This is a genomic window from Marinobacter sp. Arc7-DN-1 (assembly GCF_003441595.1).
Taxonomy (GTDB): Bacteria; Pseudomonadota; Gammaproteobacteria; order Pseudomonadales; family Oleiphilaceae; genus Marinobacter; species Marinobacter metalliresistant.
On record NZ_CP031848.1, the window covers coordinates 1,182,893 to 1,205,712 of the forward strand.

Here is a 22,820-nt window from a genome sequence, read left to right on the forward strand (position 1 = left end):
CTTGCACTGAATCAGAGCTTTGCCGTGTGCGCTTGTTATATTTTTATAGCAGATACCGGTACTTTTACCCTCTGCTGCTTCTGCATCAAGTTGATCATTACAATCGGACGTTCATTTTTGCCACGGACACTCACGGACGCTCACGGACGGAAAAGAAAAAACAGAATTCTTTTGGGCTTTTGTCCGTGAGCGTCCGTGGCAAAAAAATAGTTTGTATGGACTTACAACCCCCCGTGCCTGGACCAGAATTCGGCAGGCGTGATCACGGGGTAATGTTCCTTTAGCACCAGCAGGTCTTTATCACCGGTTATGAGGTAATCCACCGAGTGCGTCTGCATCCCTCTTATCAGGGTTCCGAGTACCGGTGTATCTTTGATGTCTCTCACTGATTCCGGCGGCAGTGCCGCCGGCTCAAGGATTTCAGCCAGCAACCCCAGAATGTCCACGAGGTCGTCTATTTCTGCCTCAGACATTCCATGCCGGCTTCGCAGCCTCGGCAATACTCTGCGAATTTCATCCAGAATATACTCGGAGAGATACACGTCGATGGCCCCACTGCGCCAAGCCTGCATAATTTTTCCAGGAACGCTGGCCGGGTAGGCCATGCCCGAAATGATTACATTGGTATCAATAACTGCCTGAATAGATGCCATCCCTGGTGCCTTTTATTAGCTTCCGGAGCGCTCGTCGGCGATTGCACTTTCAATTTCCCTCATGCCTTCTTCCTGAGGCACTTCTGAAAAACCTTTCTCCAACCGCGAACTCAGCGCATCAAAGCGTTGCTCCATTCTGCGGATTCGGCCAAACAAACGGGCATCGACCAAAGCTGCCACCGGTTTACCGTCTTTCTTAATCAGGATGCTGTCGTGCCGGTACTGTACCTGGTTAATCATTTCGCCAAGGTTTTGCCGGAACTTCACTGCGCTGGTTTCTGTGATCATGAGCACCTCCAACCATATTAATCGTATTGATCATAGCACATTGGGATCACGTACAGCTTTTTTTGGCCACGGACACTCACGGACGGAAAAGAAAAAACAGTAATTCTATTGGGCTTTTGTCCGTGAGTGTCTGTGAGGGTCCGTGGCCAAAAATTATCAGGTTTTCAAAGCAGATACCGGCACTTTTACCCGCTGCTGCTTCTGCATAAAGTTAATCAGCACGATCGCCCTCGCTTCGCCATCGTAAGCCTGAAAGATCGCATTAATGCCTTCAAACGGGCCTTCGTTCAGCTGTACGGCCTGGCCCGGTTTGATACCGCCCTGCTCGGCCACCGAATAGAGGCTGTCTTTGATGTGCTGAATGACTTCATCACTGATTGCCGCGGGCTTGTTGGCAAAGCCGACGATTCTCAGCACACCGCGGGTGGAGCGCAGCTTTGCCCACATGGGGTCGGTCTGTTCCAGGTTCACGAACAGATAGCCCGGGAACAGGGGTTCGAGCTTTTTGCTTCGCTTGCCGGCCTTGATTTTTTCCACGGTGATTTTCGGAAAGAAGCAGGCAATATCCTGATTCTGGAGATTTGCGAGAGCGCGATCGCCTTGGGCGGGCTTGAGTTGGAGTGCATACCATGTCATGGGCGGTGAATGTACCAGTTCTTTGTTTTGACGGAATAGGGATTTCACGCATTTTGTTTGTGGTCTTTCAGCTTATAGCGCTTTTTTTAGCCACCCCGAAACCAGCCCCCCGAGGCAATGAAATGCGGATTCAGCAAGTCCTCTTTACCATACCGCAACGGCCTGCCCTCCAGGGTCTCCACCTTGCCACCGGCAGCCATTAATACTGCCTGAGCTGCGCCGGTGTCCCACTCGCAGGTTGGCCCCAGGCGCGGGTAGATGTCGGCATGGCCTTCGGCGATGCGACAGAACTTGAGGGAGCTGCCGGCCTGTACCAGCTCATGCTCACCGAGCTTATCGATGAACGCTCTGGTTTCTTCGTTGAGGTGGTTTTTGCTGGCTACCACACGCTTTACTGCGGTGGGTTCCGCAACCCGTATACGGTGAACTCTGCCGGTGCGGTCGCGCCTATGGGCGCCCTCACCTACCACGCCCCAATAGGCTTCTTTCAGAGCTGGCGCGATCACGACGCCCATCACCGGCTCGCCGTCTTCGATCATGGCGATGTTAACGGTGAATTCACCGTTGCGCTGGGTGAATTCCTTGGTGCCGTCGATGGGGTCCACCAGCCAGAACCGGCGCCAGTGTTTGCGCTCTTCCCAGGGGATGTCCTTGCCTTCCTCGGAGAGGATGGGGATGTCCCGGCTGATGTTGCGCAGGCCATGGGTGATGATGTCATGGGCGGCGGTGTCGGCAGCGGTGATGGGCGAATCGTCGGCCTTGTAGCTCACCTTGAAATCCGACTGGTAAATATGCAGTACTTTCTCGCTGGCCTCGTCGGCTAATTTGATGACATTGGGAAGGATGGAGCTGTAATGCATGTTCGCGTCCTGCCTGTGAAATTTGTGGTCTACCCTGAATTTTCAGGGAACCAGATCGGAAAACAAAACAGATTCTCCAGCGTGCCGGCTACCAAGCCTTTCGTCATCAGTCACAAGAGTGAGCCCATGGCAAATGGCAGTTGCGGAAATAATGCTATCCGGGAGCTTGAGCGACGTTGTTTGGCGAATCTCTATGGCTGCATCCTGTATCGGCTGCTCCAACTCAATGACAGGAATCTTATGAAGCACAGCTCTGAGCTGCTGCTCATCAGCATCGGTAAGCGATGGCCATGAAAGCAATTCAAGTTTGGTGATTACGGAAACGGCGTAGTAGTTGAGTGGCAGGGTCAGCTTGCGGTTGATTGCATAAATGACTGCGTTGGTATCCAGCAGATATTTACCACTCATCCCTCATTTCCCTTTGAATCTTTACGGCATCACTTCCTTTGAACGCCTCAACGGTGCAGTCGCTCAGATCCAGCGATAATTCACTGGCACCTGAAGCACCCTCCTCTGGCACCATAATCAAAACCCGGGCGTGGCTGTTCTTAAGCTGGCGGTACCTCTCCGGGATCAGCAACACACCGTCTTTGATATCCGCTTCGAATTCAATCGCGTACACCCTGGCCTCCTGTTATACCTTGCTCTATCGCCCTATCGCCCTCCCCATAGGAACGCTTTCATTGTCGCACTCCTTACCTGTTTTCTCCAGCAAACAGATGGGTGCTGAGGTCAATTTGGGGTCAGATGAAATTGGGGTCAGATGAAGTTTTCATCTGACCCCAATTTCAGGTTTCCAGAGTATCAATTATAAGGAGGGGGCCAGAAGAAAGGTAGCCATACCCCACAGGGGTTAAATTGACATAATCCTCTTCAGGGTATAAATTTATTTTACCCCCTTTAAGGTATGAATATGAAAATCACCTCACCTGATGCGCTTGCCCAGGAAATAAAGAATGCCCGTAAGCGCCGGAAGCTCACCCAGCAGGTTGTTTCAGATCAGATTGGCGTGAAACAGGCCACCATATCCAGTTTTGAGAACCATCCGGAGCGAAGCCGGGTGGAAACACTGTTCAAGCTGCTGTCCGCTCTGGATCTTGAGCTGCGTGTGGCCAAGCGCGGCGACACGGAACAGGAAGCGAAATGGGATCAGGAGTGGTAAGGAATGCCTGATTTGACCGTTGCCCTGAATGGCATCCAGGTAGGCAGACTGACCCTTGAGCGGTCTGGCGCCATGGCGTTTCAGTACCTTCCCGATTGGTTAAGCCGGCCGGGTGCCAGGGCTATCTCACTCTCGCTGCCCCTTGCACCCGCACCTTACCGTGGCGCAAAGGTTTATAACTTCTTCGATAACCTGCTGCCAGATTCCGAAGCAATCCGTTCGCGCATGCAGGCCCGGTTCGGGGCGCCAACACGGCATCCTTTTGACCTGCTCTCGAGCGTTGGCCGGGACTGTATTGGTGCAGTTCAACTCTACCCTGAGACGTCTGAAATACCCGATGTCCGCTCCGTGACAGCTTCACCCCTGGATGCCTCAGCGGTGGAGAATATTCTCGGCAACTACCAGGATGCGCCCTTCGGAGTAGCGGGGGACCATGATTTCCGGATATCCCTTGCCGGTGCGCAAGAAAAAACTGCCTTGCTTTGGCACCGGAACCAGTGGTGTCTGCCTGCTGGCAGTACGCCCACCAGCCATATCTTTAAGCTCCCGATTGGATTTTTGAATCACAGCAATATGGACTTACGGGAAAGCAGCGAAAACGAATGGCTCTGCTTGCAGATTCTGAAGGCGTTTGGGCTGCCGGTTGCCAACGCACAGCTGGCTCGGTTCGGGAAGCAGAAAGTGCTGATTGTTGAACGATTCGATCGGCGTTGGTCGAGCGATAACACCTGGCTAATGCGCCTGCCTCAGGAGGATTTTTGCCAGTCTCTTGGTGTGGCGCCGGCCGCCAAATACGAAAGTGACGGTGGCCCCGGCATTCAGGACGCCATGACATTGTTGCTCGGATCTCAGGAGCCCACCAAGGATCGGGAGCTGTTTTTCAGGGCACAGATTCTCTTCTGGCTAATGGCTGCCATTGACGGCCACGCAAAAAACTTCAGCCTGTTTATAGAGCCAGGCTCCGCCTATCGGATGACACCATTGTACGATGTTATTTCGGCCTATCCGCTTATCGCTCAGGGAAGCATGGCCGCAGAGAAGGCAAAAATGGCGATGGCCCTGAAAGGCCGCAACCGCCATTACCATTGGGCTCGCATCCAGGCCCGGCATTTTGTGAGCACCGCCCAACAGGTCGGTTTCTCTGCCGAGAAAGCAAAAAGCCTGATGAAAGACGTAGCCGAGCAAACCAGACCGGTTATTCAGTCTGTAGAGGCACGTCTTCCGGCGGACTTCCCTCCACGGGTCAGCGAACCGATTCTGAATGGCGTTGCGAGGCAATCCGAGGTGTTGTCCGCTCAGCTCTGATATAAAGGAGGGGTCAGAAGAAAGCTTTCTTCTGACCCCGGCTTCACCCACAAAAAAGAATCCCAACACGAAACTTCGCTTTAAAAAGTTCTCGAAACACGATCGTGACAAAACTCGACTCGGATGTTGAGGTGCAGGATTTGCTACAACACCAGGATGACAACCCCGAACAGGTTGGGTAATCACGTGTTTAAAGGTTTTTTTCCCGGATTTTATATCTGAACCAATGATTTATTGCCACGGACACTCACGGACCCACACGGACAAAAACTTTTTCTTTCTTTTTTCCGTCCGTGAGCCTCCGGGAAGCGTGGGGTCAGATCAATTTTTCATCTGACCCCATTTTCATAAGTCCATAGTATCATCTATAAAAAAGGGGTCAGAAGAAAGCGTTCTTCTGACCCCGGCTTCACCCACACCCAAAAGAAGGACCTGAACATGAAACTTCGCTTCCTCGGCGGCACAGGAACAGTCACCGGCTCCCGCTACCTGCTCTCGGATGACAAGCATCGGGTGCTGGTGGACTGCGGCATGTACCAGGGCGTGAAAACCCTGCGCCGGCGCAACTGGGCGAAGTTTCCGGTGGACCCGTCCACCATTGACGCGGTGGTGCTTACCCATGCCCATATTGACCACTCGGGCTACCTGCCTGCCCTGGTGAAGAACGGTTTCAAGGGCAAGGTGTACTGCACCAAGGCCACCCACGCGCTGTGCAAGGTTCTGCTGCCGGATGCCGGCTTCCTGCAGGAGGAGGACGCGAAGTACGCCTTCCGCAAGAAGTTCTCGAAACACGAGAAGCCGGAGCCGCTGTTTACCGAGAAGGACGCCTGGGAGGCGCTCAAGCATTTTGAATCCCTGCACTATCACGAGACGTTCGAGCCGGTGAAAGGGTTCCAGGTAACCTTTACCCCGGCGGGGCATATTCTGGGCTCTTCCTGTGTGCACGTTCATCACCAGGGTGCTGACAGAACGGTGGTGTTCAGCGGTGACGTGGGGCGGCAGAACGACATCATCATGCGGCCGCCGGAGCCGCTGCAGAAGGCCGATGTACTGGTGTGTGAATCCACCTATGGCGACCGGGCCCATGGCGAGAGCGATCCTGAAGCCGAGCTTGCGGACATCATCACCCGGACCGCCGGCCGCGGCGGCATCGTGCTTTTGCCTGCGTTTGCGGTTGGGCGGGCGCAGATGCTGCTGTATGTGATTCACAAGATTATGGGAGACGGCAGGATCCCCAGACTGCCGGTATTTCTGAACAGCCCCATGGCCATCAAGGCCACGGAGATCTTTTGCAAGCACCATAAGGAACACAAGCTCAACGCGGCCCAGTGTGAGTTGATGGATGAGAAAACCGAGTTTGTGCGAACCGTGGAAGAATCCATCAAGCTGGACGCCGTGCGTTACCCCTGCGTAATTATCTCCGCCAGCGGCATGGCCAGTGGCGGGCGGGTGCTGCACCACCTGAAAACCCTGCTGCCCAATCCCCGTAACAGCGTGGTTTTCGCTGGCTTCCAGGCGCCCGGTACCCGGGGTGATGCGCTGGTGAACGGCGCAGAGAAAGTGAAAATTCACGGTGAATACTGGCCGGTAAAGGCCGAGATTCACAACATGGATTCACTTTCCGCGCACGGGGACTACAACGAGATTCTGGCCTGGCTGGAACAGGGCTCACTCAAGCCGGAGAAGGTGTACGTCACTCACGGGGAGATGGTGGCGAGTGACATGATGCGCAAGCGGATTCGGGAGAAATTTGGCTGGGATGCGGAGGTGCCGGAGTTGTTTGAGGAGGTGGAGATTTAGCACGGCCCTGGGGTCAGATGAACTTTTCATCTGACCCCGTTTTCATGCCCCCAATTTCAAAGAAGCCGAATACCTACACGCTTCACATGATCAAGTAACTCGTCGTTCTCAACCTGATGTTCCAGGGCAAGATCCACTTTCCAGGGCATCAGCAGGTCATCAATTTCCCCTTCAATCCGGTTAAACTCGCGCCAGGAGATTTCCGGAGCAATCAGCATCAGGTCTATGTCGGAGTTCGGACGGAAATTACCTTTGGCCCGCGAGCCATACAGGACCACACCCTGCACAACCGGGTGGCCCAGGAAAATACCTCTGAGGTTTTCCAGAACATAGTCAGGCAGGCCAGTTGACCGGCCCCCTAAGGCAGTTTCAGCCAATGTCATGTTTTTGGGCCTCTTCACCCATACGCCGCCGGAATTCGGAAAAGAGTGGGTGGTAGAGTTGCAGGATATTCTTCAGAATCTCCCGGGCGGTTTCTTCGTTGTAGGTGTGGGAGGTGCGGTTCCGGTCTTTGAGCATGTGCATCCATTGCTCCCCCTCCTCAATCAGGCCGTTGGCGAACGCTTCCCGGATGGCATCCCTGGACCCCGTAATTCCAGAGTTCCCCTGCCACCGGAAATAATCACGAATGACATTCCACGCCAATTCGTAGGTATATTCGAACACCTGAATAACGCCCTGTTTTTCGAGCTCAGACAGCTCCCGGGAGTGGCTCAGAGCGACTGCCTCGTCCAGTTGCCGGTAGGCCTTGTCAAAATTGCTCAGGCGCTGCAACCACCGAATATCCTCATTAACCATGCCTTAATATCCCCTCGATGCCTTAGACAAAAGCCTATCACACTGCTCTCACCTGAACTCAACCGTTGCTAAATGCTTTGCCGTTATAGTAGCCGGCTTGGTGGAATTCTGGCTACAGAACCGTGGCACCCCGGCGGCCGATAGGAACTGTGCCATTGGCTTGCGTTGCATCATCGAGACTTCGTGGAGGTTTGCGTTCTGGTTGTCTCGGGTTATGTAAAACGTTGGCCAGGAATACTAGTGCCTGTCCATGATTGTGTGTATCCATGATTATGCGCCCGAGCTGTGCGAGGAGGTGGAGCTGTAGCCCTCCGTCAGATCACTGTACATGAATCTGGACTGAACACGTCGCTCCAGCGAGGGGCGGCACTCGGATCAATCTCGCACTGCCAGGTGCCGCCAGCGCTGCGTACAAATTTGAGTAAAACGCCCGCCAGGTTTGGGTGGGCATTGCCCCCCATGGTCACCTGAATGTGACCAGAACCGTCAGCGTTAACTACAGCGATATCTGTGGCGGCATCCCCCGTGGTGAGGTTTGAGGGGGTATACCCCAGCGCATTGTTGGTAACAGAGCCCGATCCGGACATTTGGGTTTCAAAGGACGTTTTATAGGTCGAAAGTTCTCCAACAGCCCTATTTACCTGAGCCTTCAACACATAACCCTGATAGGAAGGTATCGCGACAGCGGCCAGTATGCCGATGATGGCGACGACGATCATAAGTTCAATCAGGGTAAAGCCGGCGTTTTTTCGTTGCATAATAATAAAAATTGCACCAGGGTTCAGATGTCTGTCACCTCGACTGATGCAAAAGGCCGGCCAGATTATGCGTATCGCTCATAACCCATTATTTTTGAGGCGGCATCTGGCTAAGATGCCGCGGAAAATACCCGTGAAACCAGAACCGGGGAAGGTGCCCGAGTGAGACTTCGTTCTGGTAATAATCAAGATCGTCAGCCATCGCCTGCCGGTATCTGAGCACTTCACCGAACCAAACCGTGCTGGCGACGAGAAACACCGCAGTGAGGGCTGCGATAAGCTGCCCTCGTCAAATTGATGGTTTGCCGAAATCCAGATCAGTGCCTGATCTCTGACCTTAATTGACTAACTTCTTCCACAGCCAAACCAGCAATCTCGGCAATCACCAGGTCGCTCATCTCAGTACGTCTGATTAGATTGCGTGCAGCCTCCTTCCTGGCTTCATCTTGCCCTTCCTGACGCCCTTCCTGACGCCCCTCAAGCCGTTCTTTTTTTACCAGATTCTCCAGATTCTCTGCCAACATATCTCTGTCCTCCACCAAACTGTTCAGCTGATCCAGGTGGATCTCGGCTCCCAGCCGACTCAAATGCCGTTTGAGCCAGCGGGTAATGATTCTATCGGTACGGTCCTTGTTCGGGTCTGACTGGATAATGGCAACCACCCGATCCACCGCCTGCTGTAACGCCTCCCAACTGTGGCCGGCATTCTCCACACCAAACACCCCACTTAACGGTGTCTGGCGCAAGCCCAGCTCCTCATCCGTATAGCGCCCTTCATCCACCAGGTCAGGAATACCAGTGCCCGAATACCAGTGCCTGTCCGTGATGATTCGTGATGATTACTACGTCCAAGATGATCGTGCAGGCTAGTGCCTGTCCACGCAGGCTTCCGCAGGCTTCAAAATTGCTGGCCAATGAGTTTCATGCGGCCCGAGGTTGAACTTCTTTAGCCACTTGCGCGGCTTTGCTGATTTGAGCTCTGCGCAACTCAAACTCGATTTGCAAGTTTAGCCAAAAGCGCTCGCTGGTGCCGAAGTAACGAGCCAGGCGCAACGCCGTGTCTGCAGTGATACCGCGATTTTCGCGAACAATCTCGTTCATCCGGGTAGCCGGAACGTGAAGCGCTCCAGCCAACGCATTAACGCTCATGCCCAACGGTTCCAGATACTCTTCCCGAAGAATTTCCCCCGGGTGAATGGGACGCATGCCATTGGATACCATAACGCTTTCTCCTCAGTGGTAGTCAACAATCTCAACATCTTCCGGCCCTTCTTTGGTCCACCGGAAGCACACCCTCCACTGGCGATTAATTCGAATGCTGTATTGGCCTTCCCGATCTCCGGCGAGCGCTTCCAGGCGATTGCCGGGCGGAGATTTCAAATCCTCTAAGGCTTCCGCTGCCGTCAGGATAATAAGCTTGCGCTCAGCAGCAGCCTTGACTGCCGAAAATCGCCGGCTTTTCCCGGTCTTGAACAAGGTTTCAGTGTCTTTACAACGGAAGCTCTTAATCATGGGCGCCATGATATGACGTTTATCGTTAAACGTCAAACTTTGAGCAACTGCGATGGATTACCAGTGCCTGCCCAAGATTTCCTGCCCTCGTCATATTGATGGTTTGCCGAAATCCAGATCAGTGCCTGATCTCTGACCTTAATTGACTGACTTCTTCCACAGCCAAACCAGCAATCTCGGCAATCACCTGGTCGCTCATCTCAGTACGTCTGATTAGATTGCGTGCAGCCTCCTTCCTGGCTTCATCTTGCCCTTCCTGACGCCCTTCCTGACGCCCTTCCTGACGCCCTTGCTGACGCCCTTCCTGACGCCCCTCAAGCCGTTCTTTTTTTACCAGATTCTCCAGATTCTCTGCCAACATATCTCTATCCTCCACCAAACTGTTCAGCTGATCCAGGTGGATCTCGGCTCCCAGCCGACTCAAATGCCGTTTGAGCCAGCGGGTAATGATTCTATCGGTACGGTCCTTGTTCGGGTCTGACTGGATAATCGCAACCACCCGATCCACCGCCTGCTGTAACGCCTCCCAACTGTGTCCGGCATTCTCCACGCCAAACACCCCACTTAACGGTGTCTGGCGCAAGCCCAGCTCCTCATCCGTATCACAGACTAGTGCCTGTCCATGATCAGTTCGTGGTAACGCCTCCCAACTGTGGCCGGCATTCTCCACACCAAACACCCCACTTAACGGTGTCTGGCGCAAGCCCAGCTCCTCATCCGTATCACAGACTAGTGCCTGTCCATGATCAGTTCCTATTAATGAGAAGGCGCTGCCAATTCTGGAACGGCTGAATCTGGACCCGGACCGGTGGTGCCATCGGGCCACGGCGTTTGAGAGCAGTTATCAGGATTACCGGGATCCTGGACGGCGGCGGCGAGCAGCCTAGCTTCCCCCTCTCCTTCTTTATAAAAGCCGTTTATCGGCATTCCCGCCGAGAACTTCGCTCGCCTGAAAATCGACCGTTTTCCAGAGTTCGCTGTGGAATGCCGGCGCAGTTTGCCATAACGCCTGATTATGCCAAACCAGAACGACAAAGGCCTGGGGGGCAGAAACCTCCGGGACTTTGGGAAGTCAGGTCAGGCGATGTTGACGATGTTGTGCCTGTCCAGGTCACAGTGAAGACGGGGTCAGAAGAAAGCTTTCTTCTGACCCCAATTTTGATGAGGCGGCTGAATCCGGGGTCAGATGAACTTTTCATCTGACCCCACTTTCAAATAACTGGCTGCTATGCCACCTGACTACAAAGCAAAGGCCAAGCTCCCTGCCTGGAAGCCTCCAGAATGACAACTTCGACTATCGTGCCATCATCTGCATAGCTGATATGCGTATTCCAATCCTGAGAAACCTCTTTCACGATGGGCTTCTCTGAAAGGTGCAACACCATAATATCATCCGCCTCGTCATAGGTTGTTCTCATCCCTCAACCTCCCAACTAAAGTGATGCATCACCGTCTTTACCACCAGCCTGTCTTCGAGCGCAACTGCAACACAGATCAGGTTATCACACCGGCCTTCAAATGCCTTGGCTACCCATAGCCGTTGATTATCCTGATACCGTATTTCGCCTGTTTCCATGAGCTCTGCGATTTCTGCGTCACTAACTCCTCTCTGAATCATGCGCTCGCTGGCATGGCGAGTAATGTATAGGTCCAACCCGAAACGCTGGCAATGCATTATCTTGGTCCTCCTTGACCTGACGCAAAGCGACCTGCGATGAAAACCATCATCAGTCCCTATTTTTACGCCATAGTATCACTGTTAAAGATGGGGTCAGAAGAACGCTTTCTTCTGACCCCGATTTAATCAACGAAAAGGATCTCAACATGAAACTTCGCTTCCTCGGCGCCACAGGAACAGTCACCGGCTCCCGTTACCTGCTCTCGGATGAGAAGCATCGAGTACTGTTGGACTGCGGTATGTACCAGGGCGTGAAGACCCTGCGCCGGCGCAACTGGGCGACGTTTCCGGTGGACCCATCCACCATTGATGCTGTGGTGCTCACTCATGCCCACATCGACCACTCCGGCTACCTGCCCGCCCTGGTGAAAAACGGCTTCAAAGGTAAAGTGTACTGCACCAAAGCCACCCATGCGCTGTGCAAGGTCCTGCTGCCAGACGCCGGTTTCCTTCAGGAGGAAGACGCCAAATACGCCTTCCGCAAAAAGTTCTCCAAGCACGAGAAGCCGGAGCCACTCTTTACCGAGAAAGACGCCTGGGAGGCCCTGAAGCATTTCGAATCCCTGCACTATCACGAAACGTTCGAGCCGGTAAAAGGGTTCCAGGTTACCTTTACACCGGCCGGCCACATTCTGGGCTCTTCCTGTGTACACGTTCACCATAAAACCGACGACAGAACGGTGGTGTTCAGCGGTGACGTAGGGCGCCAGAACGACATCATCATGCGGCCACCAGAGCCACTGGCGAAGGCCGATGTGCTGGTATGCGAATCCACCTACGGTGATCGGGCACACGCCGACACCGATCCGGAAGCCGAACTTGCCGACATTATCACCCGCACAGCCGGGCGCGGCGGTATTGTTCTGCTCCCGGCATTTGCCGTTGGCAGGGCACAGATGCTGCTGTATGTGATTCACAAGATCATGGGCGCCGGGAAGATTCCCAAACTGCCGGTGTTTTTGAACAGCCCCATGGCGATCAAGGCCACCGAGATCTTTTGCAAACACCACAAGGAACACAAGCTGAACGCTGCCCAGTGCGAACTGATGGACGAGAAAACCGAATTTGTTCGCACTGTGGAGGAATCCATCGAGCTGGATTCCGTTCGATACCCCTGCGTGATTATCTCAGCCAGTGGCATGGCCAGCGGTGGACGGGTTTTGCACCACCTGAAGACTTTACTACCCAATCCGCGCAACAGTGTGGTGTTTGCTGGCTTCCAGGCGCCGGGTACTCGTGGAGATGCGCTGGTGAACGGGGCGAAGTCGGTGAAGATTCACGGTGAGTACTGGCCCGTGAAAGCTGAGGTTCATAATCTGGATTCACTCTCCGCGCATGGGGACTATAACGAGATTCTGGCCTGGCTGGAGCAAGGGTCGCTCAAGCCTGAGAAGGTATACATCACACACGGGGAGATGGTGGCGAGTGACGTTATGCGCAAGCGGATTCGGGAGAGGTTTGGATGGGATGTTGAGGTGCCGGAGTTGTTTGAGGAGGTGGAGGTTTAGGCCAAGCATGCCCCTGACCATGTCCCGGTTTTATCTGTTGTTTTTGGATGCACAGCGTTATACGCTAACTACATTTAGTTAACGTATAACGCGAGTATTTCATGATTCAGGAATTGTCCTTAACCGCTCAGACGCTTTACGCCGAACTTCTTGATCAGGTCCTCGCACTGGGAGTGGCTGAGCCCATGAGCCGGACCGGTGGGTCATTCATCAGAAAGGTCGTGAAAAACAAACCGTATGTGTATTTCCAGTTCCGGGAGCTGGGCCGGGCTTATCGGCAAGTCTTTATTGGCCCGGACAATGAGAAGACTCAAGCGTTGATCGATCGAATCAAGGAGCGCAACGAATCCCTGGCCGAACAGGAAGCGCGCATCATGGACCTTGCCCGGGCGTTCAATGCTGCGGGAGGATACGGGATGGATCACACCAGCCTGAAGGTTATTAAGGGCTTTGCAGACGCGGGAATCATGCGCCCAGGTGTGGGGCAGGCCACGCTGGTCGGCACCTACGCCTACAACCTGCTTGGGAATGTTCTCGGTGTGACCTGGCCAAGCAACATGCGGACACAGGATATCGATGTAGCTGCAGATATTCATATTGCAGTCGAGAAGCCCGATCTGACAGCGCCCGAGGCTCTGGACCAGCTGAGAATGGGTTTTTTGCCAGTGCCCCAACTACGACATGATAATCCGAGCACCTCGTTCAAGATTCGCGGCAAACAGCTGACGGTGGACTTGCTGACTACCGGCAGCGGCAAAAATGAAAACCCAGTCAAAGTGCCGCTGTTCCAGTCGGAAGCCATGCCACTCCAACACATGAGCTTTCTGCTGGAAGTGACCGTGCCAACGGTCGCTTTTGATCGCAAGCATATCGCGCTTGTGAACGTTCCCGATCCGATCCGCTTTGCGATCCACAAGCTACTTGTATCGCAAATTCGCCCAATGGCTTTCAGAGCCAAGGCCGCCAAGGATATCGCGCAGGCATCGACGATCCTGGAGGTATGCACGGATCAATCTCCGGATTTGGTAAGAGATGCGCTGGATGAAGCAATAGCCATGGGAAGCAAAGTGGAACGTTATCTGGTTAACGCCTGCCGAAAGGCCGACATGCCCGATGAATTCATGGCGATGATCGAGGGGTAAGGGCATGTCAGGCTGAGCCAGAATGGGGTCAGAAGAACTTTTCTTCTGACCCCATTTTCAAAAGCCCAAAAACAGCATGTCCAACGCCGAGGAAATTTCATCTTGCTGCTCAGCAAGGCTACCAGCTCCAAACCGCAATTCGCCTTCAGGCACAGCCGCCATATACTGAGTGGCCATTACTAATTCCTGGCCGTCGACGATAAATACAGGATTCAGCCCCTGCGCAGGGAACGGCGCCGTGCGAGAGGCAAACCGTTAGCTTCAACATATGCGTTCGAGCTCGCGAGTGCTCTGGCATTATCTTTCAACCACTTCTTCTGCTTATGAAGCTTCACGGCCTCCGCGATCCCTGCCTCTGCTGCCCGCGAAACATTGATTCCCAGAATTTTTGCCTCTTTGAGAAGGGCGCTATCCAGCGATAGGTTCGTTGGCTTTCGTATGGATTTGGCAGTTTCAGCGGCTTGCATGGCTCAGCCCTCGCGCGAAGTGGCACATCAATTATATGCGCATCTTTTTTTGCGCATCAATTCGGAAGGAAGGCTGTGCCAAGGAAGGCTGTGCCTGTCCAAGGAAGGCTGTGCCTGTCAGGAAGGCTGTGCCTGTCCATTATCTATATGCCTGTAGCCACTGCCTGTGGCCCAAACGATCAAAGCGGAATGGCGTGATGAGTTCCGTCAGGAAGCTCAATATCCAAACGGACTTTCGCACCCGCACTCTCGACGTATCGTTTAATGGATGATAGCTTCAAGTCTTTACCGGCTTTTTCCATATTCGCGATCGTAGGCTGGGTTACACCCATGGCTTCCGCCAAATCTTTCTGGGTTTTCTGCAACAAAGCACGCACTTCACTGAGTCGAATCTCCAAAAGAATGCGATCTGCTTTGATCTGCGCTCGCCTGACAACGTCTGGCTTTTCATTAGCCAGCAGTGCGTCCAAAGAATTCGCCATATCAATTGCCTCCCTTGAGCTCTTCCAAATGGGCGGTGAATTCTCGATCTGCCACTGGAATCATCTCATCGTAAAACCGTTTGTCTTTACCCGATTTCTCGCCAGCACAGAGAATTATGCCAGTGCGAGATGGATCAAATGCAAAAAACGCCCGAATGGGTCTGCCTTTGCTCTGAACCCTAAGCTCTTTCATATTGCTATGTTCAGATCCATAAACGCTGTCGGCGTGTGGCCGGGATAGCATCGGACCTTTCTCTTTTAACACCAGTATCGCCGCCAGGACATTCTCTCTGTCCGCATCGCCAAGCGAGTGGTACCAATCGTCAAACCGGTGAGTTGTTTTAATATTCCACATTAAGCCACCCAGATTATAGCTCTGAAGCTATATCTACTGCAATCTATATGCACGCGATGCTCACATCTATTGCTGTTTATTTATACAGCTGTATACTTGTACATAAAGGCTATACTGTCAACAGTCACGGAAGACAAGGATTTCACCATGCCAAAAGCCAGAGCAGAGCTGGTCAGCGTTTCAGATACGCCCTTCTACCACGTGATCTCACGTTGCGTTCGCCGAACCTTTCTGTGCGGTCAAGACCACACTACAGGGCGTTGCTACGAGCACCGGCGGGGCTGGATTGAGGAGCGAATACGGCTGCTGGCGTCGGTATTTGCAGTAGATGTGGCCGCTTACGCGGTGATGTCGAACCACTACCACCTGGTGGTGAAACTCAGCCCGGATGAAGTGGAACCGTGGAATATGGATGAAGTACTGGCACGCTGGTGCAGCCTCCACAAGGGACCGCCACTGGTTCAGCGGTATCAGCGGGGCGATGAGCTGTGCGCTGCAGAACTTCGGCGGGTTAACGATTATGCGGAAACCTTCCGGCAGCGGCTCGCGGATTTGAGCTGGTTTATGAAATGCCTGAATGAGCCAATTGCGAGGCAAGCCAACCGGGAAGACGAATGTACCGGACATTTCTGGGAAAGTAGGTTCAAGTCTCAAGCCTTAGACACCGAAGAAGCCCTCCTCTCCTGCATGGCCTATGTGGACCTGAACCCCATCCGGGCTGCCATGGCCAAAACGCCGGAAACTTCCGACCACACCAGCATTAAAGAACGTATTCATCCCACCTTTGATCTGGCAGAAGCCGTTGCAAGACAAACGGAACAGCAGACGTTGAACGATTTTTCCGTGCCACTGAAACCGCTGCTGGGTTTTGAAAGCGTGATTCGGAATGGCTTTCAACGCGGCATCCTGTTCAGTTTTGAAGATTATCTGGAACTGGTTGATTGCACTGGTCGGGTCATCCGGAGTGACAAACGCGGCGCTATTGATGAGAAGGCGCTGCCAATTCTGGAACGGCTGAATCTGGACCCGGACCGGTGGTGCCACCGGGCCACGGCGTTTGAGAGCAGTTATCAGGATTACCGAGATCCTGGACGGCGGCGACGAGCGGCCTAGCTTCCCCCTCTCCTTCTTTTAAAAGCCGTTTATCGGCCATGCCTGCCGAGGATTTCGCTTGCCTGAACGTTGCTGATGACCGGAATTATCACTGGAATGTCGGGCATTTTTACCGTAACGCCTGAATAAACGCAGTGAAACCGAAAGCCAGAAACGACAAAGGCCCGGGGGTCGGAGCCGCCGGGCCTTTTGGGTTCTGGCCAGGCTAGTGCCTGTCTGTCCAAGCCTCCGCTGATAGGAGGGTATCGCGACAGCGGCCAATATGCCGATGATGGCGACGAGAAACACCGCAGTGAGGGCTGCGATAAGCTGCCCTCGTCATATTGATGGTTTGCCGAAATCCAGATCAGTGCCTGGTCTCTGACCTTAATTGACTAACTTCTTCCACAGCCAAACCAGCAATCTCGGCAATCACCTGGTCGCTCATCTCAGTACGTCTGATTAGATTGCGTGCAGCCTCCTTCCTGGCTTCATCTTGCCCTTCCTGACGCCCTTCCTGACGCCCTTCCTGACGCCCTTCCTGACGCCCTTGCTGACGCCCTTCCTGACGCCCCTCAAGCCGTTCTTTTTTTACCAGATTCTCCAGATTCTCTGCCAACATATCTCTGTCCTCCACCAAACTGTTCAGCTGATCCAGGTGGATCTCGGCTCCAAGCCGACTCAAATGCCGCTTGAGCCAGCGGGTAATGATTCTATCGGTACGGTCCTTGTTCGGGTCTGACTGGATAATCGCAACCACCCGATCCACCGCCTGCTGTAACGCCTCCCAACTGTGACCGGCATTCTCCACACCAAACACCCCACTTAACGGTGTCTGGCGCAAGCCCAGCTCCTCATCCGTATAGCGCCCTTCATCCACCAGGTAATACCGCAAATGTGGTTGATAGACACGCAGGAAACCCGGTGGTTCCGGCTGAACCAGCTCATACACATCCTGCCGGGCAGTCCACCGTTGCGATCCATTGTACAACACGATGGGGAATACCGGAGGTAATCCACCACCTGGCGTTGTCACCCTGGTTTTCAACAGGTGGTCATAAAAACAGGCCACATAGTGCATCAACCGGATAGGCATGGTGTGATCCACGCGAGACTGGAACTCCAGCAGAATATACAAATACACTTGCTGGGGCACACCCTCCCAGGTGATGTCCACCGACCACACCACGTCTTCAAACTTCTCTTCAAACAACGGGGTAATGTAATTGCCGCTATGGTTTGTGAGGGTACGGAAGTCCATCAGCTCACCAATCTCAGAAGGTGCAAATCCTTCAATTAATTGCTGGACAAATTCCGGATGGCTGAACAGCTCCTTGTAACCGGTGTCGTGGTGATTCGTTGCCATGGGGTCTCCTGTCTCAATACCTGAAGTCTACCACAGCCACTGACCACCACCTCACCGATGAACCAGTAACCTAACGGGCGAGACCGATACCCTATCTACCGGCAGTGCGTAACAGATTCACCTGGTTGTCAAACTCAGCCCAGACCGCAGCCGGTTGGCAGACCTCAGTTGGTTTATGAAGTGCCTGAACGAGCCCATTGCTCGCCAAGCGAACCGGGAAGACAACTGTACCGGCCACTTTTGGGAAAGCCGATTCAAGTCCTATCCACTGGACACCGAAGAAGCCGTACTGTCCTGCATGGCGTATGTCGACCTGAACCCGATTCGGGCGGCCATTGCCGATACCCCCGAAGCCTCAGACCACACCAGCCTCAAGGAGCGAATCCAACCCAGCTTTAATCTGGCCGAGGCCATTCAGAACCAGATCGAACAACAAGCCCTGAATAACTTCTGCGTACCGCCGAAACCCTTACTGGGCTTTGAGGGCGTCATTCGCAACGGGCCTCAGCGGGGCATCCTGTTTGGTTTTGAATATTATCTGGAACTGGTGGATTGCACCGGGCGGATCAGCCGCAGCGACAAGCGCGGTGTAATCGATGAGAAAGCCCTGCCGATACTGGAACGGTTGAACCTGGATCCAGGGCGATGGTGCGAGCGGGCCACGCGCTTTGAGGCGACATACCAGGATTACCGCAAGGAACGCCGACGGGCGGCCTGAGCCCTTTCCTTTCAAACCTTTCTTCTTCAGGACCGGCCACAGGCTGGGAATCGACCGTGGGCGATGGCCGGGCTTTGATGGCCATCAATGGCAGAACGCGGAGTTCTCAGCGCGGTGTAGGCCGAGTTTTTAACGTAACGTTGAAATATGCGTACCCAGAAACGACAAAGGCCCGGAGGTGGAATACCAGTGCCTGTCGGAATACCAGTGCCTGTCCAAGATTTCCGGCGTTTTTTCGTTGCATAATAATAAAAATTGCACCTGAGTTCAGATGTCTATTACCTCGACTGAGGCAAAAGACCGGCCAGATTATGCGTATCGCTCATAACCCATTATTTTTGAGGCGGCATCTGGCTGAGATGCCTCGGAAAATACCCGTGAAACCAGAACCGGGGAAGGTGGCCGAGTGAGACTTCGTTCTGGTAATAATCAAGATCGTCAGCCATCGCCTGCCGGTATCTGAGCACTTCACCGAACCAAACCGTGCTGGCGACGAGAAACACCACAGTGAGGGCGTATCCCGCCATTCTTGGGAGCCTTGACTGAGTGGCATAGGCGGCCATTGTTGGTTGCGCGGGTTCCGGTTTCATGAGCGCCCAGAAAACCGTAAGTATTGCCACCCCCACTAACATGGACCCTGGTGCGATGAACACCGCCGACACCCCGGCGTGAACCAGAGCGGACAACACCGAGGCCGTGAACGCCACCAATAACAGACCGCTGGGGGCCTGACCGGCCCGAACCACTGCAACCTGACGCCACCAATGTCGCAACGCAAAACAGCACAGGAGAGCCAGGCCCACTATGGAAATCCACCCATACTCCGCTGCCCACATCAGGTACATGTTGTGAGGGTGCCCAAACTTCCGGGATGCCCGGTAAGCGTCTGTCAGAATGTCATGGGTCAGCCACGATTGGGGGCCCATGCCGAACGGGAAGTGCAGTAAACTCATAGCCCAGGCTTCTTTGCCATAAGGGCATACGACCAGAGCTGTCAGCCTTGAGCCCACGAACCTGAATCTCATCGAACACGAGGCTGGGAATAACCACTGACAGGATGAGCCAGGCGACCAGACCGTAAACCGCAAATCTGGCGAACAACTTTATCCAGGGCAGAGCCGCTCTTCCAAAGCAGGCCCACACCAGAACAAAACCAAAGAGCAAGCCAACCATGGAGCCACGGGACGATGACAGGAAACAGCAGCCACCACCATATAGCGCCCGTAAATGCTGCACCCAGCCGCCAGAGCCTGTTTCGTTTACAGGCACAACCAGAAGAAATAATGGAAACAGCGGTACCACCCAGGTCGCTATGTGGCTCCAGTAACGGATATTTACAAAGCCCCACGGAATAATCTGGTCGAGCCGGGAGAAATCGTCGGTAATGGCGAACAGATAAACGTAATCGTCATCGCTGCATAGAAGAAACAGGCTACTGCAGCCACCACTACCAGCGCCTGAGCGGCCTCCCGAGCCAGGCCCTCTGTTCGGATAACGTAGCCACTGATGCCAAAGGCGAGGAAATAAAGCGCATAAAACACCGGCTCCACCAGATAAAAAGGCCCGGAGTGATATTGCAGCACGGCAAGGAGGAAGCTGAATACCAGCAGGAGAAACGGCCATAGCTCTGGCACTATGGACGCCAGCTGCCCGTTATATGACAGCCTCCCAAGCCCCAGGACAATCGCGGCAATCAGCAACAACGAGAGCAAAACCCGCTGATCCGCATAAGCGCCAAAGACCGATGGAATAAAGTCGGCCAAAGAGGACTGAACCGAATAACAGAGCGAAAACCGGAACCCAAAACCGGGGAAAGATTTGTTTTCATTTTTTGCGCGTGGCGAGAACAGGAATTAAAGAACAGCGGAATATTATCGACGATTTGCTGTTCCTCTAATCTGACTAAACTTCCGAACAGGCTCAGGGCTGTCGAAAGCAAAGGCACGGGCCAAGGGCTTGCTCGCCCTGACGATAATTAATGCCCCCTGGCCGCTTTTCCACCAGTTGAGACAACCGGTTTTTTTCATCGTGCATGTTAACCGTTTTCATCGCCTTCTTGAGATCGCGTAGCTCAGTTTTATTGGCTTAATCCGACTGCACCAGCAAAGATGAGTCTTGACGCCGACGCGAATTCATTCTTTGGCCTGCTATATTAAGTTGTGCCTGTCCATGATTGTTGTGCCTGTCCATGATTGTTGGTGCCTGTCCATGATTGCTGTGAGGTCAGGTTAGTGCCTGTCCATGATCAGATCATCGGTTTTTTTCATCGTGCATGTTAACCGTTTTCATCGCCTTCTTGAGATCGCGTAGCTCAGTTTTATTGGCTTAATCCGACTGCACCAGCAAAGATGAGTCTTGACGCCGACGCGAATTCATTCTTTGGTCCCCTATATTAAGTTGTGCCTGTCCATGATTGTTCGGGTTAGTGTTCGGGTTAGTGCCTGTCCATGATCAGATCTACATGATTGTTCGGGTTAGTGCCTGTCCATGATCAGATCTCTTGGTTGCGCGGGTTCCGGTTTCATGAGCGCCCAGAAAACCGTAAGTATTGCCACCCCCACTAACATGGACCCTGGTGCGATGAACACCGCCGACACCCCGGCGTGAACCAGAGCGGACAACACCGAGGCCGTGAACGCCACCAATAACAGACCGCTGGGGGCCTGACCGGCCCGAACCACTGCAACCTGACGCCACCAATGTCGCAACGCAAAACAGCACAGGAGAGCCAGGCCCACTATGGAAATCCACCCATACTCCGCTGCCCACATCAGGTACATGTTGTGAGGGTGCCCAAACTTCCGGGATGCCCGGTAAGCGTCTGTCAGAATGTCATGGGTCAGCCACGATTGGGGGCCCATGCCGAACGGGAAGTGCAGTAAACTCATAGCCCAGGCTTCTTGCCATAAGGGCATACGACCAGAGCTGTCAGCCTTGAGCCCACGAACCTGAATCTCATCGAACACGAGGCTGGGAATAACCACTGACAGGATGAGCCAGGCGACCAGACCGTAAACCGCAAATCTGGCGAACAACTTTATCCAGGGCAGAGCCGCTCTTCCAAAGCAGGCCCACACCAGAACAAAACCAAAGAGCAAGCCAACCATGGAACCACGGGACGATGACAGGAACAGCAGCCACCACCATATAGCGCCCGTAAATGCTGCACCCAGCCGCCAGAGCCTGTTTCGTTTACAGGGCACAACCAGAAGAAATAATGGAAACAGCGGTACCACCCAGGTCGCTATGTGGCTCCAGTAACGGATATTTACAAAGCCCCACGGAATAATCTGGTCGAGCCGGGAGAAATCGTCGGTAATGGCGAACAGATAAACCGTAATCGTCATCGCTGCATAGAAGAAACAGGCTACTGCAGCCACCACTACCAGCGCCTGAGCGGCCTCCCGAGCCAGGCCCTCTGTTCGGATAACGTAGCCACTGATGCCAAAGGCGAGGAAATAAAGCGCATAAAACACCGGCTCCACCAGATAAAAAGGCCCGGAGTGATATTGCAGCACGGCAAGGAGGAAGCTGAATACCAGCAGGAGAAACGGCCATAGCTCTGGCACTATGGACGCCAGCTGCCCGTTATATGACAGCCTCCCAAGCCCCAGGACAATCGCGGCAATCAGCAACAACGAGAGCAAAACCCGCTGATCCGCATAAGCGCCAAAGACCGATGGAATAAAGTCGGCAAAGAGGACTGAACCGAATAACAGAGCGAAAACCGGAACCAAAACCGGGAAAGATTTGTTTTTCATTTTTTGCGCGTGGCCGAGAACAGGAATTAAAGAACAGCGGAATATTATCGACGATTTGCTGTTCCTCTAATCTGACTAAACTTTCCGAACAGGCTCAGGGCTGTCGAAAGCAAAGGCACGGGCCAAGGGCTTGCTCGCCCTGACGATAATTAATGCCCCCTGGCCGCTTTTCCACCAGTTGAGACAATCGGTTTTTTTCATCGTGCATGTTAACTGTTTTCATCGCCTTCTTGAGATCGCGTAGCTCAGTTTTATTGGCTTAATCCGACTGCACCAGCAAAGATGAGTCTTGACGCCGACGCGAATTCATTCTTTGGCCTGCTATATTAAGTTGTGCCTGTCCATGATTGTTCGATGATTGTTCGAATATTGGGTAACGCATGCACCAAAAGCCCGAGAAATAAATCATCGGGCTTTTGGTGGATCAGGTCAGATCAGTGCCTGTCCATGATCACAGGCACCTGTCCATGATCAGATCT

At 53.5% G+C, this 22,820-nt stretch carries 30 protein-coding genes; 7 read left to right on the forward strand and 23 right to left on the reverse strand.

Annotation, left to right across the window (positions count from 1 at the left end):
- Nucleotides 1–221 precede the first annotated feature (221 nt).
- The 6 genes from D0851_RS05470 to D0851_RS05495 all read right to left on the reverse strand — a co-directional run bounded on the left by D0851_RS05470 (nucleotide 222) and on the right by D0851_RS05495 (nucleotide 3,059).
- Nucleotides 222–653 (reverse strand): putative toxin-antitoxin system toxin component, PIN family, encoded by a 432-nt coding sequence (locus D0851_RS05470; protein WP_117617716.1) that lies wholly within the window; start codon nucleotides 651–653, stop codon nucleotides 222–224.
- Between the two features lie 15 nt (nucleotides 654–668).
- Nucleotides 669–941: a type II toxin-antitoxin system prevent-host-death family antitoxin gene (locus D0851_RS05475; RefSeq protein ID WP_117617717.1), complete on the reverse strand. Its 273-nt coding sequence runs from the start codon at nucleotides 939–941 to the stop codon at nucleotides 669–671.
- A 156-nt stretch (nucleotides 942–1,097) separates the two neighbouring features.
- Complete coding sequence (gene rfaH, locus D0851_RS05480) at nucleotides 1,098–1,577, reverse strand: transcription/translation regulatory transformer protein RfaH (RefSeq protein WP_117617718.1); 480 nt, start codon at nucleotides 1,575–1,577, stop codon at nucleotides 1,098–1,100.
- 86 nt (nucleotides 1,578–1,663) lie between these two features.
- Nucleotides 1,664–2,437, reverse strand: a complete 774-nt coding sequence (gene cysQ, locus D0851_RS05485) for a 3'(2'),5'-bisphosphate nucleotidase CysQ (protein WP_117617719.1) — start codon at nucleotides 2,435–2,437, stop codon at nucleotides 1,664–1,666.
- A 42-nt stretch (nucleotides 2,438–2,479) separates the two neighbouring features.
- Nucleotides 2,480–2,845 (reverse strand): type II toxin-antitoxin system VapC family toxin, encoded by a 366-nt coding sequence (locus D0851_RS05490; RefSeq protein ID WP_117617720.1) that lies wholly within the window; start codon nucleotides 2,843–2,845, stop codon nucleotides 2,480–2,482.
- Entirely contained in the window at nucleotides 2,835–3,059 is a 225-nt protein-coding gene (locus tag D0851_RS05495; RefSeq protein WP_117617721.1) for a hypothetical protein, read from the reverse strand. The genes D0851_RS05490 and D0851_RS05495 overlap by 11 nt, the downstream gene beginning before the upstream one ends.
- Nucleotides 3,060–3,350: 291 nt before the next feature.
- Here D0851_RS05495 and D0851_RS05500 point away from each other — a divergent pair, with 291 nt between their 5' ends.
- The 3 genes from D0851_RS05500 (at nucleotide 3,351) to D0851_RS05510 (ending at nucleotide 6,704) form a co-directional block, all read left to right on the forward strand.
- Nucleotides 3,351–3,599, forward strand: a complete 249-nt coding sequence (locus D0851_RS05500) for a helix-turn-helix domain-containing protein (protein WP_117617722.1) — start codon at nucleotides 3,351–3,353, stop codon at nucleotides 3,597–3,599.
- 3 nt (nucleotides 3,600–3,602) lie between these two features.
- On the forward strand, nucleotides 3,603–4,904 hold the full coding sequence (locus D0851_RS05505; RefSeq protein WP_117617723.1) for a type II toxin-antitoxin system HipA family toxin: 1,302 nt from the start codon (nucleotides 3,603–3,605) through the stop codon (nucleotides 4,902–4,904).
- Nucleotides 4,905–5,342: 438 nt separating this feature from the next.
- The gene (locus tag D0851_RS05510; RefSeq protein WP_117617724.1) at nucleotides 5,343–6,704 is read left to right on the forward strand and encodes an MBL fold metallo-hydrolase; all 1,362 of its coding nucleotides are present in this window, start codon (nucleotides 5,343–5,345) and stop codon (nucleotides 6,702–6,704) included.
- A 56-nt stretch (nucleotides 6,705–6,760) separates the two neighbouring features.
- Here D0851_RS05510 and D0851_RS05515 read toward each other — a convergent pair whose 3' ends face one another.
- From D0851_RS05515 to D0851_RS21025, 9 genes are all read right to left on the reverse strand, one after another.
- Entirely contained in the window at nucleotides 6,761–7,087 is a 327-nt protein-coding gene (locus tag D0851_RS05515; protein ID WP_117617725.1) for a nucleotidyltransferase family protein, read from the reverse strand.
- Nucleotides 7,074–7,502 carry a nucleotidyltransferase substrate binding protein gene (locus D0851_RS05520; RefSeq protein ID WP_117617726.1) on the reverse strand — a complete coding sequence of 143 codons (429 nt, stop codon included), beginning with the start codon at nucleotides 7,500–7,502 and terminating at the stop codon, nucleotides 7,074–7,076. Before D0851_RS05520 ends, D0851_RS05515 begins: the two co-directional genes overlap by 14 nt.
- Nucleotides 7,503–7,816: 314 nt before the next feature.
- Nucleotides 7,817–8,260, reverse strand: a complete 444-nt coding sequence (locus D0851_RS05525; RefSeq protein ID WP_117617727.1) for a pilin — start codon at nucleotides 8,258–8,260, stop codon at nucleotides 7,817–7,819.
- Between the two features lie 317 nt (nucleotides 8,261–8,577).
- A complete protein-coding gene (locus tag D0851_RS05530; protein WP_117620296.1) occupies nucleotides 8,578–9,006 on the reverse strand; it encodes a hypothetical protein in 429 nt (142 codons plus the stop codon).
- A 175-nt stretch (nucleotides 9,007–9,181) separates the two neighbouring features.
- The gene (locus D0851_RS05535) at nucleotides 9,182–9,481 is read right to left on the reverse strand and encodes a HigA family addiction module antitoxin (protein ID WP_205422274.1); all 300 of its coding nucleotides are present in this window, start codon (nucleotides 9,479–9,481) and stop codon (nucleotides 9,182–9,184) included.
- Nucleotides 9,482–9,493: 12 nt separating this feature from the next.
- Complete coding sequence (locus D0851_RS05540; RefSeq protein ID WP_117620298.1) at nucleotides 9,494–9,772, reverse strand: type II toxin-antitoxin system RelE/ParE family toxin; 279 nt, start codon at nucleotides 9,770–9,772, stop codon at nucleotides 9,494–9,496.
- A 118-nt stretch (nucleotides 9,773–9,890) separates the two neighbouring features.
- Nucleotides 9,891–10,475, reverse strand: a complete 585-nt coding sequence (locus tag D0851_RS20785) for a hypothetical protein (RefSeq protein WP_264756468.1) — start codon at nucleotides 10,473–10,475, stop codon at nucleotides 9,891–9,893.
- A gap of 523 nt (nucleotides 10,476–10,998) precedes the next feature.
- A complete protein-coding gene (locus tag D0851_RS05555; RefSeq protein ID WP_117617728.1) occupies nucleotides 10,999–11,190 on the reverse strand; it encodes a DUF2283 domain-containing protein in 192 nt (63 codons plus the stop codon).
- Nucleotides 11,187–11,447, reverse strand: coding sequence for a DUF4258 domain-containing protein (locus D0851_RS21025; RefSeq protein WP_117617729.1), 261 nt, complete (start codon nucleotides 11,445–11,447; stop codon nucleotides 11,187–11,189). The genes D0851_RS05555 and D0851_RS21025 overlap by 4 nt, the downstream gene beginning before the upstream one ends.
- A gap of 149 nt (nucleotides 11,448–11,596) precedes the next feature.
- On the opposite strand from D0851_RS21025, the gene D0851_RS05565 reads away from it, so the two are divergent.
- Entirely contained in the window at nucleotides 11,597–12,958 is a 1,362-nt protein-coding gene (locus tag D0851_RS05565) for an MBL fold metallo-hydrolase RNA specificity domain-containing protein (protein WP_117617730.1), read from the forward strand.
- Between the two features lie 101 nt (nucleotides 12,959–13,059).
- A complete protein-coding gene (locus D0851_RS05570; RefSeq protein WP_117617731.1) occupies nucleotides 13,060–14,100 on the forward strand; it encodes a GSU2403 family nucleotidyltransferase fold protein in 1,041 nt (346 codons plus the stop codon).
- Between the two features lie 57 nt (nucleotides 14,101–14,157).
- Here D0851_RS05570 and D0851_RS05575 read toward each other — a convergent pair whose 3' ends face one another.
- The 4 genes from D0851_RS05575 to D0851_RS05590 all read right to left on the reverse strand — a co-directional run bounded on the left by D0851_RS05575 (nucleotide 14,158) and on the right by D0851_RS05590 (nucleotide 15,404).
- Nucleotides 14,158–14,277: a CcdB family protein gene (locus D0851_RS05575; RefSeq protein WP_227539456.1), complete on the reverse strand. Its 120-nt coding sequence runs from the start codon at nucleotides 14,275–14,277 to the stop codon at nucleotides 14,158–14,160.
- Nucleotides 14,278–14,312: 35 nt separating this feature from the next.
- Nucleotides 14,313–14,567 (reverse strand): type II toxin-antitoxin system CcdA family antitoxin, encoded by a 255-nt coding sequence (locus D0851_RS05580; protein ID WP_117617733.1) that lies wholly within the window; start codon nucleotides 14,565–14,567, stop codon nucleotides 14,313–14,315.
- A 179-nt stretch (nucleotides 14,568–14,746) separates the two neighbouring features.
- Nucleotides 14,747–15,049, reverse strand: coding sequence for a helix-turn-helix domain-containing protein (locus D0851_RS05585; protein WP_117617734.1), 303 nt, complete (start codon nucleotides 15,047–15,049; stop codon nucleotides 14,747–14,749).
- Between the two features lies 1 nt (nucleotide 15,050).
- A complete protein-coding gene (locus D0851_RS05590) occupies nucleotides 15,051–15,404 on the reverse strand; it encodes a type II toxin-antitoxin system RelE/ParE family toxin (protein ID WP_117617735.1) in 354 nt (117 codons plus the stop codon).
- A 147-nt stretch (nucleotides 15,405–15,551) separates the two neighbouring features.
- On the opposite strand from D0851_RS05590, the gene D0851_RS05595 reads away from it, so the two are divergent.
- Nucleotides 15,552–16,517, forward strand: coding sequence for a transposase (locus D0851_RS05595; RefSeq protein WP_117617736.1), 966 nt, complete (start codon nucleotides 15,552–15,554; stop codon nucleotides 16,515–16,517).
- A 346-nt stretch (nucleotides 16,518–16,863) separates the two neighbouring features.
- On the opposite strand, the gene D0851_RS05600 is transcribed toward D0851_RS05595, so the two are convergent.
- The gene (locus D0851_RS05600; protein ID WP_117617737.1) at nucleotides 16,864–17,862 is read right to left on the reverse strand and encodes an Rpn family recombination-promoting nuclease/putative transposase; all 999 of its coding nucleotides are present in this window, start codon (nucleotides 17,860–17,862) and stop codon (nucleotides 16,864–16,866) included.
- Between the two features lie 175 nt (nucleotides 17,863–18,037).
- Between D0851_RS05600 and D0851_RS05605 the strand changes: the two genes are divergently transcribed.
- Nucleotides 18,038–18,580, forward strand: a complete 543-nt coding sequence (locus tag D0851_RS05605; RefSeq protein ID WP_227539457.1) for a hypothetical protein — start codon at nucleotides 18,038–18,040, stop codon at nucleotides 18,578–18,580.
- Between the two features lie 332 nt (nucleotides 18,581–18,912).
- Here D0851_RS05605 and D0851_RS05610 read toward each other — a convergent pair whose 3' ends face one another.
- The 3 genes from D0851_RS05610 to D0851_RS05625 all read right to left on the reverse strand — a co-directional run bounded on the left by D0851_RS05610 (nucleotide 18,913) and on the right by D0851_RS05625 (nucleotide 22,341).
- Nucleotides 18,913–19,533, reverse strand: coding sequence for an O-antigen ligase family protein (locus D0851_RS05610; protein ID WP_162893690.1), 621 nt, complete (start codon nucleotides 19,531–19,533; stop codon nucleotides 18,913–18,915).
- Between the two features lie 381 nt (nucleotides 19,534–19,914).
- Nucleotides 19,915–20,343, reverse strand: a complete 429-nt coding sequence (locus D0851_RS05620) for a hypothetical protein (protein ID WP_117617740.1) — start codon at nucleotides 20,341–20,343, stop codon at nucleotides 19,915–19,917.
- Nucleotides 20,344–21,054: 711 nt separating this feature from the next.
- Nucleotides 21,055–22,341, reverse strand: a complete 1,287-nt coding sequence (locus tag D0851_RS05625) for an O-antigen ligase family protein (protein ID WP_117617741.1) — start codon at nucleotides 22,339–22,341, stop codon at nucleotides 21,055–21,057.
- Between the last annotated feature and the right edge of the window lie 479 nt (nucleotides 22,342–22,820).